Here is a 12,871-nt window from a genome sequence, read left to right as displayed (position 1 = left end):
CGATGTCCCACGCTGACTTCCGCAGGTCTCTAGCCACGGCGCGCCCTCCTCCCCCGTAGCCGGATGGCTATCCGCGCGGCCAGCGCCCGGTCCAGGCCGATCGCGGCCAGGATCAGCGCGCCGACGGCCGCCCGCTGCCAGAACGGGCTGACGCCGAGCACCGGCAGCGCGCTGCCGATCGTGGTGAGCAGCACGGCGCCCAGCGCCGCCCCGTACACCGAACCGCTGCCGCCGAAGATGGCCACGCCGCCGACCACGACGGCCGCCACCACCTCGAGTTCCTGTCCGCTGCCGGCGTTGGCGTCGAGGGTGCCGAACCGGGCCGCGTAGAGCACACCGGCGAGCCCGGCGAGCGTCCCGGACACGACGAACGCGGCGAATACGCGGCGCCCGACCGGAATGCCCGACAACCGCGCGGCCGCGGGTTCCGACCCGATCGCGTACAACTCGCGGCCGCTGCGGAACGACCGCAGGTAGTACCCGGCGATCGCCAGCACCACGACGGCGTACAGCGTCAGCACGGGTACGCCGAGGATCGTGTTCGTTCCCATGTGCAGGAAGCCGGTCGGCATGTCGGCGGCGTTGATCTGGCGACCGGTGGCCCAGGTGTAGTCGATGCCGCGGAAGACGTACAGCGTGCCGAGCGTGACCACCAGGGCCGGCACCCGCGCCGCCGCGATCAGCACGCCGTTGACGAACCCGCACGCCGCACCGAGCGCCATTCCGGCCAGCACGGCCAGCGGGATGGGCAGGCCGGGCGTGTTGACGAACAGCGTGCCGGTCGCGAACGCGGAGAGGCCGAGAACCGAGCCGACCGACAGGTCGACGTTGCGGGTGATCACCACGATCGCCTGCCCGACCGCGAGCACGGCCAGGATCGTCGAGCCGAGCAGCAGGTCCTTGACGCTCTGCGCGGACAGGAAGCGCGGCTCGGTGATCGCGGTGACCGCGATCAGGATCAGCAGCGCGAGGGCGATGCCGAGTTCGCGCACGAGGAAGACCTTGTGCACGACGCCCGTCGACGCCGTCGCCTGCTCCGGTGCCTTCGCGATCGTGGTCATGACGCCGACCCCGTGGCCGCGAACATGACCGACTCCTCGTCGGCCCGGTCGCTGGGGATGTCGTCGACCAGCCGGCCCTCGTGCATCACCAGCACCCGGTCGGCCATCCCGAGCACCTCGGGCAGTTCGCTCGACACCATCAGCACCGCGACGCCGCGCGCCGCCTGCTCGGAGAGCAACCGGTGCACCTCCGCCTTCGTGCCGACGTCGATGCCCCGGGTGGGTTCGTCGACGATCAGCACCGTCGGCTCGGTGGCCAGCCACTTGGCCAGCACGACCTTCTGCTGGTTCCCGCCGGACAGCGTCGACACGTCGGCGCCGAGGCTGCCGGCCTTGACCTGCAGGCGTTGCGTCCACGTCTGGGCGCTCCGTCGTTCGGCGCCGAACCCGAGCAGGCCCAGTCGACTCAGTTTCCAGCGGCGCACCAGCGTGGCGTTTCGTTCCACCGAGAGATCCATCACCAGACCCTGCTGACGACGGTCCTCGGGAACGAGCGCGAGCCCGGCGGCGATGGCGGCGCCCGGGTTGCCCGTCGGCAGCCGGCGGCCGGCCACCAGCACCTCGCCGCTGTCGTACCGGTCGACCCCGAACACCGCCCGGACGACCTCGCTGCGCCCGGCGCCGACCAGCCCGGCGAGTGCCACGATCTCGCCGGCGCGCACGGTGAAGCTCACGTCGTCGAAGACGCCCGCGCTCGTGAGGCCGCGCACCTCGATCGCCGGGTCGCCGACGGTCTTGTCCACATGCGGGAACAGCGCGGAGATGTCGCGGCCGACCATGCGCCGCACCAGGCCGTCGACGGTCATCGCGTCGGTCGGGTCGGTGGAGACCCAGGCGCCGTCGCGCATCACGGTGACGCGCTGGCACAGCGCGAACACCTCGTCGAAGCGGTGTGAGATGAACAGCACGGCCGCGCCGGCGTCGCGCAGCGACCGCGCCACCGCGAACAGCCGCTCGACCTCCACGCCCGACAGGGCGGCGGTCGGCTCGTCCATGACGAGGATCCGTGCGTCGAACGACAGCGCCTTGGCGATCTCCACGAGTTGTTGGTCGGCGATCGAGAGGCCGCGCGCGGGGCGGTCCGGATCGAGGTGGACGCCGAGGCGGTCGAACAGTTCCGTCGCCTTGCGCCGCATCGCGGCGGTGTCAATGCGCCGCCAGGACTTCTGCGGCTGCCGCCCGATGAAGATGTTCTCGGCGACCGAGAGGTCGGGGAACAGCGTGGGTTCCTGGTAGATCACGGCGATGCCGGCGGCGCGGGCGTCGGCCGGGCCCCGCAGCACGAGCGGCTCGCCGTCGAGCGTCATCGATCCCGCGTCGGGCGGGTGCACGCCGGCCAGGATCCGCACCAGCGTGGACTTGCCCGCGCCGTTCTCACCCACCAGGGCGTGGGCCTCGCCGGCGTGGAGGTCGAGGCGCCCGTCGCGCAGCGCGGCCACGGCGCCGAAGCTCTTCTGGACGCCGCTCAGCGCGAGCAGGGGTGGCGGTCCTGGCGGTGACATCGTCCTCCTTGGGGCATGAATCGTTTCACGAGTGTTCGGGGCGGAATGGTGAATCGATTCAAACCCGGTAGCCACGCACGCTAGTTCCGGTGTGTGCGCCCGTCAAGAGCCGTGTTCGGCGACGGTCCGGACCGGCGTCCAAGATCGCTTTTACCGGCCGGCGTGGCGTATGGTCGCCCCGTGCGGATCGCACTCTTCGTGACCTGCCTGGTCGACGCGCTGTTTCCGGACGTCGGCAAGGCCACCACCAGCCTGCTGCGCCGCCTCGGACACGAGGTGGTGTTCCCGGCCGACCAGACCTGCTGCGGGCAGATGCACGTCAACACCGGCTACCAACGGGCCGCGCTGCCGCTGATCAAGCATCACGCCGAGGTGTTCGACCCGTACGACGCGATCGTCGCACCGTCCGGGTCGTGCGTCGGGTCGGTGCGGCACCAGCACTCGTTCGTGGCGTCGCGGGCGGGATCGCGCGGACTGGCCTCGCGCGCCTCCTCCGTCGCCTCGCGGACGTACGAGCTGTCGGAGTTCCTGGTGGACGTGCTCGGGGTCGACGACGTCGGCGCGTACTACCCGCACCGCGTCACGTACCACCCCACCTGCCACTCGCTGCGCATGCTGCGGGTCGGCGAGAAGCCGCTGCGGTTGCTGCGCAACGTACGCGGGATCGACCTCGTCGAGCTGCCCGACGCCGACCAGTGCTGCGGGTTCGGTGGCACGTTCGCGGTGAAGAACGCCGACACGTCCACCGCGATGCTCGCCGACAAGATGCGCAACGTGCTGTCGACGCGCGCCGAGGCGGTGTGCGCCGGCGACTCGTCGTGCCTGATGCACATCGGCGGCGGGCTGTCGCGGCTGCAGACCGGCACCCGCACCGTCCACCTCGCCGAGATCCTTGCGAGTGTCCAATGAAGACCTACCTCGGACTGCCGACCGCGCCGCGCGGCGTCGGCGCCCTCCGCGGCTCCCAGACGTTCCCGGTGGCCGCGCGGGAGGCGCTGGCGAACACCCAGCTGCGGAAGAACCTCGGCCACGCCACCCGCACGATCCGCGACAAGCGCGCGGCGGTGGTGGGCGAGGTGCCCGACTGGGAGGAGTTGCGGCTCGCCGGCGCGGCCATCAAGCGCGCCACGATGGCTTCGCTGGACGTTCACCTGGAGCGGCTCGAACGCGAGGTGACGGCGCGCGGGGGCACCGTGCACTGGGCCAACGACGCGAACGACGCCAACCGGATCGTCACCTCGCTGGTGCGGGCGACCGGCGCCACCGAGGTGGTGAAGGTCAAGTCGATGGCCACGCAGGAGATCGGGCTCAACGAGGCGCTCGAAGAGGCCGGGATCGCCGCCGTGGAAACGGATCTGGCCGAGCTGATCGTCCAGTTGGGACACGACAAGCCGTCGCACATCCTGGTGCCCGCGATCCACCGCAACCGGTCCGAGATCAGGGAGATCTTCCAGCGCGAGATGGCCGACGCGCCGGCCGACCTCACCGACGAGCCGCGCCGGCTCGCCATGGCCGCCCGCGCGCACCTGCGCCGCCGGTTCCTCACGGCGCGGGTCGCGGTGTCGGGGGCCAACTTCGCGGTCGCCGAGACGGGAACGCTCGCGGTGGTCGAGTCCGAGGGCAACGGACGCATGTGCCTCACGCTGCCGCAGACGCTCATCACCGTGATGGGCATCGAGAAGATCGTGCCGACGTGGGACGACCTCGGCGTGTTCCTGCAACTGCTGCCCCGCTCGTCGACCGGTGAGCGGATGAACCCGTACACGTCCATGTGGGCCGGGGTCACCCCCGGCGACGGGCCGCAGGAGTTCCACCTGGTGCTGCTCGACAACGGACGCACCGCCACGTTGGCCGACGAGGTGGGCCGCGAGGCGTTGCACTGCATCCGGTGCAGCGCCTGCCTCAACGTGTGCCCGGTGTACGAACGCACCGGCGGCCACGCGTACGGATCCGTGTATCCGGGCCCGATCGGCGCGGTGCTCAGCCCGCAGCTCACCGGCGTCGCCGACAACGCGACGCTGCCGTACGCGTCGTCGCTCTGCGGAGCGTGCTTCGACGCCTGCCCGGTGCGCATCGACATCCCTCAGTTGCTGGTGCACCTGCGGGCGCGGGTCGTCGAGGAGAAGCGGATGCCGACGGCCGAGTCGGTCGCGATGGCCGCGGCGGGCTGGGTCATGTCGTCACCGAAGCTCTTCGCGGGTGCGGGCCGGGCCGCGCGCGGCGGACGCATCCTCGGGCGGCGCGGCCGCATCCGGTCCCTGCCACCGCCCCTGTCGGCCTGGACCGCGACGCGCGACGCGCCCCTGCCGCCCCGCGAGACGTTCCGCAGTTGGTGGCGCCGCACGTCCGGGAACGCCGATGCGTGACGAGATCCTGGCCCGGGTGCGGTCCGCGATCGGCCTGTCACGGTCCACTGTGGACATTCCCCGCGACTACCGCTCGCACGGCTCCTTCGCGCCGGGCGCACCGGAACTGCTGGAGCTGCTGACCGACCGGCTCGTCGACTACAAGGCCACGGTTATCCGGTCCACTGTGGACGGTCTCGCCGCCGCGGTGGCGTCGGCGATCCCGACCGGCGCGCGGTTCGTGGTCCCACCGGGCCTGCCGTCGTCGTTGACCGTGCCGGACGCGGTGGTGGACCCGGGCGACCTGACCCCGCACGACCTCGACGCGTTCGACGGCGTGCTCACGGAGTGCACGGTGGCCGCCGCCGAGACCGGCACGATCGCCCTCGACGGATCGGCCGGCCAGGGCCGTCGCGCGATCACGCTGGTGCCCGACCTGCACGTGTGCGTGGTGCGCGCCGAGCAGGTGGTGCAGACGGTGCCCGAGCTGATCGCGCGGCTGGACCCGCACCGCCCGTTGACGCTGATCAGCGGCCCGTCGGCGACGAGCGACATCGAACTGCACCGGGTCGAAGGCGTCCACGGCCCCCGCACCCTGGTCGTGGTGCTCGCCACCTAACCCGTTGACCTGCGCGGCCGCGCGCGGCGGGCGGCCCCACGCTTTCGCGATCTTGGACTCCTTGCGGTGCCCTGGCACCTCAGGGAGTCCAAGATCGGCGGACTCGGGTCAGCGGCGGCGCGGGTCAGCGGCGGCGCATGACCAGCCAGGCGACCCCGACGGTGGCGACCAGCGCCAGTACGGCGAACGGGGTCGGGTACGGCGTGGCGGCCAGGGCCACACCGGCGGCGACGCCGCCCACCGCGGGGATGGCCAGCTTGCCCCACCAGGGCAGACGACGGCCGAAGCGGGTGTCGAGGGGGTAGCCGAGCAGGCACAGCGCCAGCGACGCGATCGTGAACAGGGCGGGCTTGCTGTCGTTCCGGGTGACGCCGAACATGACGGCGATCCACACCAGGGCCGGCACCAGCCACAGCAGGTCGGTGGCCGCGAACACCTGGCGGGCGCGGGCCGGGCGCCCGTAGGCCCGACCCGTCGACGGTGGGGTCGGGCGGGCGCCACCCGACCAGTTCTGCGCCACACCCTGTGAGCCGCCGGGCGGTGGAGCGGATCCGCGACCGCCGGGTTCGGTGGACGGCCACGACGGTCCGGACCCGTAGCCGCCGCCGGAGGTCGGCCGGGCGCTGCCCGAGGCCGGGCCACCGCTGTAGCCGCTGCCGGACGTCGGCCGGGCGCCGCCCGAGGCCGGGCCACCGCCGTAGCCGCTGCCCGAGGTCGGCCGGGCGCCACCCGAGGCCGGGCCACCGCTGTAGCCGCTGCCGGACGTCGGCCGGGCGCCACCCGAGGCCGGGCCACCCGAGGCCGGGCCACCCGAGGCCGGGCCACCGGCATAGCCGCTGCCGGAGGTCGGCCGGGCGCTACCGGAACCCGGGCGGGCGCTGCCGGCGGACCGGCTGTCGGGTGGACCGTGTTCGAACGGGGCGTCCGGCCACAGCATCGACGGTTGCTGCGGGACGTTGAACGCCGGTGGCGGACCGAAAGGATCGTCGGATCCGGCGCCGCCGGAGGCCGACCGGTTCGACGGGGACTGGGCGGGCGGGCCGCTCAGCGGCGGGGTCGGTGGCTGGGTGGGCGGGGTGTAGGTGGCGCCGGGCCACAACAGTCCCGGGGTCGCCGCGCCGGCACCGGCGCCCGACTGCGGGCGGTCGGCCGGCGGGTTCGCCGCGGGCGGGCGGCCACCACCGGCACCCACCCCGACCGGCGGCGACGGCGGCCTGCCGACCGGGCCGGCCGCGGCCGGAGGACCGCCCGATCCCTGCTGCGGCTGGCGGATGCCGCCGCCGTAGACCACGGCCAGCGCGCCCTCGGCGACCACGATCTCGGGCTGCTCCAGCGCCGTCGGTGCCACCCCCTGCCGTTGGTGCAGCAGCGTCGCCACCAGGGGGATCCGGCTTCCGCCGCCCACCAGGAACACCCCGGCCAACTGGTCGGCGGGTACCCGGGACTGGCGGATGGCCTCGGTGGTCACCTCGACCGTGCGCAGGAGCAGCGGCTGGGCGCTGCGTTCGAACTCGGCCCGGGTGATCATGGCGTCGCCGTCGGTCAGCGGGAGGGGGAACGTGGCCTTCTGCTGGCGGGACAGCGTCTCCTTGGCCTCGCGGGCGTCGTCCCAGAGCATGCGGTGGTGCCGGCGGTCGTCGGTGCTGCGGGGGTGGGTGAGCCGCTGCCACACCGGCTGGTTCGCCTGCGCCAGCGGGCCCAGCGCGTGCTGCACCACCACCGCGTCGAGGTCGAGGCCGCCGACGTCGTCGAGGCCGTTGTAGCCCAGCGTCTCGAAGCCCTGCTGCCCCTTGCGCACCACGCTCACGTCGAACGTTCCGGCGCCCAGGTCGTAGACGACGACCGCCTGCCCGGAGCCGATCCGCACGTACGGCAGCGCGGCGAAGTACGTGGCGGCGGCCACCGGCTCGGGGATCAGCGTCGGTGCCGGGAGGCCCGCGCGCACGCACGCGTCGGAGAGGACCGCGCGGCGGGTGGCGCCCCAGGCGACCGGGTGGGTCAGCAGGACCCGCGCCGGGAGGTCACCGGTGATCCGCTGCGCCTCGGCGCGGACCATCGCCAGCGTCGCCGCGATCAGGTTGCCGACCGGGTACACCCGCTCGCCGAGCAGCACCTCCGACTCGTCGATGCGGCGTTTCGGGTTCGGCTCGTACCGCGCGGGGTCGACGCGGGCGGCGCGCACGGCGTCGCGGCCGGCCTGGAGGCCGCCGCCGTCGGCCGCGGCCAGGACAGCGGACGGGAGCAGCGGCGAGCCGTCGAACAGGAGTTGCCGGGTGCGGCCGTCCGAGCCACGCACCAGCGCCACCGTGTTCGACGTTCCGTAATCGATGGCGAGGTCTCCGGTGGGCACGGCCGTGACGGTACCGCAGCTATGCGAGATCGACCGGGTCACCTACGGCTATCCGACCCGGGACGAGCACCGACCCGTACACCCCACAGGTGACGTCGTTGAGCTGCGCCACCCCGCGCAGCACCGCCGGATCGCGCTCGCCCGTCGCCGGGTCGATGTTGATCACCATGCACCGCTTGTCGCGCCGCTCCACGTGGACCCGCACGGGCCCGACGGACACCGTGGCGCCGACCCACGAATCCTCGGCGAACGGCGTGCCCGAGAGGGTTTCCACGACGATGTTGGGCCGGAACCGCAACGGGCTGACATCGATGCCCACGTGGGCACCGACGGCGTCGACCGTCTGCACGCTGAGCAGGGACAGCGGGGCCGAGTCGAATGTGCCGCGGTCGAGCTTCTGCGCGGACACCGGCCCGGCGACGGAGAGCTCGGCGGCGAGCTCGGGATCGTCGACCTCGAACTTGTCACCGGACGGCGTGTGGACGAGCATCGGCGTGCCGAACACCGGCCGGTACCCGTGCAGGCCGGGGTGCTGGCGCAACGTGAACCACGGGAACCCGTTGCGGGCCTGGCCGGAGCGCACGAACGCCCACCGGCGGTCGCCCTCCAGCCCGTGCCACGACACCTCCGCCGACTCGACCGGCTCGGCCGCCATCGCCTTGACGGGATACCGGAAGAGCGACGCCACCCTGCCCACGATCATGATTCGACGGTACCGAAGTCCTCAGCTGCCCCGACCGGGCGCCGATCCGGGAGATGTACTCCGGACGGAAGGCCTCCAGCGTGAAGTACCGACTCGTCACCCGCAGCGACTTCGACGGCCTGGTCTGTGCCGTGCTCCTGCGGCATCTGGACATGGTCGACGACATCACGTTCGTGCACCCCAAGGACGTCCAGGACGGCGCGGTCGAGGTGTCCGGCCGGGACATCCTCACGAACCTTCCCTACCTGCCCCTCGCCTACCTGGTGTTCGACCACCACCACTCGGAGACGCTGCGCCTCGGCGCCATCGCGAGCAACCACATCATCCGGCCGGACGCCCCGTCGGCCGCCCGGGTGATCTACGACCACTACGGCGGCGCGGAGCGCTTCCCGGACGTCTCCGTCGAGCTGATGGACGCGGTCGACCGGGCCGACTCCGCCGCGTACACGATCGACGAGATCCTCAACCCCACCGGCTGGACGCTCCTGAACTTCCTGATGGACAGCCGCACCGGGCTGGGCCGGTTCCGCGACTTCCGCATCTCCAACTACGACCTGATGATGCGGCTCATCGAGGCGTGCATGGACCACGACGAGGTCGACGACATCCTCGCGCTGCCCGACGTCGCCGAGCGGGCCGACCTCTTCCGCGCACACGGGCGGCTGTTCGAGGACCAGCTGCGCCGGGTGAGCCGGATGGTGCACGACGTGGTCATCGTCGACCTGCGCGACGAGGAGACGATCTACGCGGGCAACCGCTTCCTCGTCTACGCGTTGTTCCCCGCCGCCCGGGTGTCGATCCACGTGATGTGGGGCCGGCAGAAGCTGAACACGGTGCTGGCTGTCGGCAAGTCGATCCTCGACCGCTCGTCACCCGCCGACATCGGGTCGGTGATGCTCCGGTACGGCGGCGGCGGGCACGTCGCGGCCGGCACCTGCCAGGTGCCGCACGAGGACGCCGAACGCGTGCTCACCGAGGTCATCGACGCCGTGGGCCGGCCGACGGTACACGTCTAGACCCGCTCCAGACCCCGCGCTGCCAGGAAACCGGTGAGCATCGGCAGGAAGCCGGGTGCCAACTGGTCGGCGCGCGACCGGGTCGGGTCGGGCGGCGCGGTGAACAGGCCGTGGTCGGCGCCCGGGAACACGGCGATGCCGGGCGTCTCGCGGAGGTGGGTGGCGAACGCGACCACGCTCTCCGGCACCGGCACGAGCGGGTCGGCGGCGCCGAACAGCGCCAGCACCGGGCAGGTGACGTCGGGCATGTACCGCACCGGGTCGAACGCGAGGATCCCGGCGAGGAACCGCATCGTCGCCGGGTCGTCGAAGTGCTGCGTGGCGATCGTGAACCAGGGACGGTCGGCGAACCGCGACTGGTGGGCGATCACGTCGGTGACCGGTTCACCGTCGATGAGGCGACGGGTGCGCTCGTCGACCCACCCGAGCGCTTCGCGAACGTCGGCCGCGCTCACGCCGTCATATTGAAGTTCTCTTTCGATCCGGACGCGCTCCTGCGCGGCCGGACCGACGCCGGGGCCCGACAGCGTGACCACGAAATCCACCGGGCCCTGCGCCGCGGCCCGGAGCGACACCCAGCCGCCCTGGCTGATGCCGAGCAGGCCGACCGGGCGGCCGGCGACCGCGGGATGGCGCCGCAGCACCGCCATCGCGGCCAGCGTCTCCTCGGCACGGTCGTCGATGGTCTGGTCGGTCCAGTGACCGGGCGATCCGCCGCAGCCCGGCTTGTCGTGGACGAGCACCGCGGCCCCGCAGCCGGCGAGCCGGGCCGGCCAGTCGCCGAAGTCGTCGAAGGCGCCGTCGCCCGAGCCGTCGACGACGACCAGGCCGGGCAGGGGTTGCGGGTGGTCCGCGGGGACCCAGATGCCGGCGCGCAGGTCGCGGACCTTGGTGAGTTCAGGCATCATCGCGCTCCTCCAGTGGATGCTGCGGGGTGCCGGCGAGCATGATCCGGACCGAGCGGGCGCCGGCCGGCCTTCGCTCGTGGTCGGTGAGCCGGTCGACGTAGGGGGCGAGCACGGCGCGCAGTTGGGTGGCGATGTCGGCGAGCTCGTCCGCCGTGACCGGCAGCGTCGCGCCACCGGCGAACGCCGCCTGCCGCCACGTGTCCGGCTCGGTCTTCGACCGGTCGACCCAGCTGAGCATCTTGTCGGCCTCCCGCTGGAGGAAGACGCGGTCGAGGTGCTCGGCGTTCTCGTGGCCCCAGGACTGCTCGATGTCGGTGAGGCGCCACGGGCGCTCCCGCCGGTCGCCGCTGTCGGCCGCCTGCTCGACGAACCCGTACTTGGCGAGCTGCCGCAGGTGGAACGAGCACAGCGCCTGCGTCGACCCGAGATGACGCGCGCAGGCCGCCGCCGTGGCCGGGCCGAGCACGGTGAGGGCCTCGATGAGGTCGAGCCGGAGCGGGTGGGCGAGCGCCCGCATCGCCCGCGGATCCGTGACGCGCATATGTCAAAGCTAGCTTTGGCATCCCGGGTTGTCAAAGCTATCTTTGGCATCGGACCCGGTGGGAACCGATCGGGCATTACCGACGACTATGACCTCCATGCAGAAGTGGGTAACCGCAGCCGTGCTCGGGCTGCTCGCCGTCGTGCTGCTCCCCGCCGCCCCGGCCTCGGCGCACGCCAAGCTCACCGGCTCGAACCCGCAGGCCGGCCAGATGGTCACCGCGGATCTGCCGGTGGTGACACTGTCCTTCAGCGGACCGGTGAAGGCCGAGTTGAGCACGATCGTGATCGCCGGCCCGGACGGCGTGAACATGACCAACGGTCCGGCCACCGTCGCCGACGTGACGCTGACCCAGCCGGTAAAGGCGCTGCCGCCCGGCCAGATCAAGGTCACCTGGCGCACCGTCTCGGCCGACGGTCACCCGATCGAGGGGACCTTCGACTTCACGAACGCGAATCCCGCCGCGTCGCGCCCGTCTCCGTCGGCTTCAGAGACCTCGGCGGCCGCCGCTCCCGCGACCACCCGGCCCGCCGACGTCGCGACGTCCTCCTCCGCCTCCTCCTCCGACGAGGGCGTGTCGCCGTTCGTGTGGCTCCTGGTGGCGGCGCTGGTGCTGGCCGCCGCGAGTGGCGGCGCCGTGTGGTACCGCCGCCGCTCCGCTGACTGACGCCCGGGGATCAGGTCGCGGCCTTCCGTGGACCGGGCACGGGTCCGGTGGCCGGCTGACGTGGGCCTGATTTGCGGATCTTGGACTCCCGAAGGGGCTATGACCCCTCATGCAGTCCAAGATCCGGAATTCGGGGTTCACAAATGCTGCACCCACGGGCCAACCGAGGGCGCGGGCAGCAGGATCAACGGCGGGCGCCGGCTCCGGTGGGGATCAGGTCGCGGGCTTCCGTGGGGCGAGCGGTGGTGGACTCGGCGCGGTGCTGGCGGATCGAGTACGTGACCGCGGCCGCCCACACCGCGTAGACAGCGACGTAGACGGCGTACCGCACCGGGTCAGGAGCGTCGATCCAGTCGCTGCGGAGCAGCGTGCGCACGTTCGTCAGCACGATGACGCCGCCCACGGCGGAGCCCAGCACGCGCGGTGGCAGGAGCCGGACCAGCCACGCGGCGATCGGGGCCGCGATGATGCCGCCCACCAGAAGGGCGATCACCCAGGTCGCCTGTACGCCCTCGCCGCCGATGCCGAGGATGAAGCCGAGGCTGGCGGCCACCGCCACGAGGAACTCGCTGGTGTCGATGGAGCCGATGGTCTTGCGGGGTTCCAGCCGCCCGCTCGCGAGGATCGCCGGCGTGCCGACCGGGCCCCAGCCGCCGCCACCGGTGGAGTCGACGAAGCCGGCCACCAGGCCCAACGGTGACAGGAACCGCTTGCGCAGCGGCTTGCGCAGCTGGTCCTTCGGCAGGCCGGCGACCGTGAACCGGGTGAGGATGTAGACGCCGAGCGCCAGCAGGATCACCGACATCAGGGGCGCCGCGGTCGACGTGGACAGGTTCGACAGGAACGTGGCCCCGGCGAACGCGCCGACCGCACCGGGCACGCCGATCTTCAGCACGACCTTCCAGTCGACGTTGCCGAACCGCCAGTGCGCCACCCCGGACACCAGCGTGGTCCCGATCTCGGCGAGGTGCACGGTGGCCGAGGCGGCGGCCGGGTTGGTGCCGATCGCCAGGAGCAGGGTCGTCGAGGTGACGCCGTAGGCCATGCCCAGGCTGCCGTCGACCAGCTGGGCACCCAGCCCGACCAGGGCGAGGAGGACGAGCTTGCGCATACCAGTCAACCTGTCTTTCCGGCATTCTCTATCGTTCCGGTAGACAAT

12 protein-coding genes are annotated in these 12,871 nt (G+C 72.4%); 5 read left to right on the top strand and 7 right to left on the bottom strand.

Going from position 1 to position 12,871, the window contains the following annotated elements; all coding sequences use genetic code 11:
- Positions 1-29 precede the first annotated feature (29 nt).
- Complete coding sequence (locus tag Vau01_RS27025; RefSeq protein WP_203997838.1) at positions 30-1,061, bottom strand: ABC transporter permease; 1,032 nt, start codon at positions 1,059-1,061, stop codon at positions 30-32.
- Positions 1,058-2,563 (bottom strand): sugar ABC transporter ATP-binding protein, encoded by a 1,506-nt coding sequence (locus tag Vau01_RS27020; RefSeq protein ID WP_203997835.1) that lies wholly within the window; start codon positions 2,561-2,563, stop codon positions 1,058-1,060. Before Vau01_RS27020 ends, Vau01_RS27025 begins: the two co-directional genes overlap by 4 nt.
- Before the next feature lie 180 nt (positions 2,564-2,743).
- On the opposite strand from Vau01_RS27020, the gene Vau01_RS27015 reads away from it, so the two are divergent.
- Genes Vau01_RS27015 through Vau01_RS27005 form a run of 3 tightly spaced genes read left to right on the top strand, consistent with a single transcriptional unit; the run spans position 2,744 to position 5,527 of the window.
- Complete coding sequence (locus tag Vau01_RS27015) at positions 2,744-3,472, top strand: (Fe-S)-binding protein (protein ID WP_203997832.1); 729 nt, start codon at positions 2,744-2,746, stop codon at positions 3,470-3,472.
- Positions 3,469-4,929, top strand: a complete 1,461-nt coding sequence (locus Vau01_RS27010) for a LutB/LldF family L-lactate oxidation iron-sulfur protein (protein WP_203997828.1) — start codon at positions 3,469-3,471, stop codon at positions 4,927-4,929. The genes Vau01_RS27015 and Vau01_RS27010 overlap by 4 nt, the downstream gene beginning before the upstream one ends.
- Positions 4,922-5,527 (top strand): LutC/YkgG family protein, encoded by a 606-nt coding sequence (locus Vau01_RS27005; protein WP_203997825.1) that lies wholly within the window; start codon positions 4,922-4,924, stop codon positions 5,525-5,527. Before Vau01_RS27010 ends, Vau01_RS27005 begins: the two co-directional genes overlap by 8 nt.
- Positions 5,528-5,651: 124 nt before the next feature.
- Here Vau01_RS27005 and Vau01_RS64695 read toward each other — a convergent pair whose 3' ends face one another.
- Entirely contained in the window at positions 5,652-7,877 is a 2,226-nt protein-coding gene (locus tag Vau01_RS64695; protein WP_203997821.1) for an Hsp70 family protein, read from the bottom strand.
- A gap of 19 nt (positions 7,878-7,896) precedes the next feature.
- Positions 7,897-8,580, bottom strand: a complete 684-nt coding sequence (locus Vau01_RS26995) for an MOSC domain-containing protein (protein WP_203997818.1) — start codon at positions 8,578-8,580, stop codon at positions 7,897-7,899.
- A gap of 80 nt (positions 8,581-8,660) precedes the next feature.
- Here Vau01_RS26995 and Vau01_RS26990 point away from each other — a divergent pair, with 80 nt between their 5' ends.
- Positions 8,661-9,596: a DHH family phosphoesterase gene (locus Vau01_RS26990; protein ID WP_203997816.1), complete on the top strand. Its 936-nt coding sequence runs from the start codon at positions 8,661-8,663 to the stop codon at positions 9,594-9,596.
- Here the strand turns inward: Vau01_RS26990 and Vau01_RS26985 are convergent.
- On the bottom strand, positions 9,593-10,501 hold the full coding sequence (locus tag Vau01_RS26985; RefSeq protein ID WP_203997813.1) for an alpha/beta hydrolase family protein: 909 nt from the start codon (positions 10,499-10,501) through the stop codon (positions 9,593-9,595). The genes Vau01_RS26990 and Vau01_RS26985 overlap by 4 nt on opposite strands.
- On the bottom strand, positions 10,494-11,045 hold the full coding sequence (locus Vau01_RS26980) for an ArsR/SmtB family transcription factor (RefSeq protein WP_203997810.1): 552 nt from the start codon (positions 11,043-11,045) through the stop codon (positions 10,494-10,496). The genes Vau01_RS26985 and Vau01_RS26980 overlap by 8 nt, the downstream gene beginning before the upstream one ends.
- Positions 11,046-11,142: 97 nt before the next feature.
- Between Vau01_RS26980 and Vau01_RS26975 the strand changes: the two genes are divergently transcribed.
- Entirely contained in the window at positions 11,143-11,712 is a 570-nt protein-coding gene (locus Vau01_RS26975) for a copper resistance CopC family protein (protein WP_203997807.1), read from the top strand.
- A gap of 184 nt (positions 11,713-11,896) precedes the next feature.
- On the opposite strand, the gene Vau01_RS26970 is transcribed toward Vau01_RS26975, so the two are convergent.
- Entirely contained in the window at positions 11,897-12,823 is a 927-nt protein-coding gene (locus Vau01_RS26970; protein ID WP_203997804.1) for a sulfite exporter TauE/SafE family protein, read from the bottom strand.
- Between the last annotated feature and the right edge of the window lie 48 nt (positions 12,824-12,871).

This window comes from Virgisporangium aurantiacum, assembly GCF_016863635.1.
GTDB classification, from domain to species: domain Bacteria; phylum Actinomycetota; class Actinomycetes; order Mycobacteriales; family Micromonosporaceae; genus Virgisporangium; species Virgisporangium aurantiacum.
This window is presented reverse-complemented; position numbering and strand designations above follow the sequence as displayed.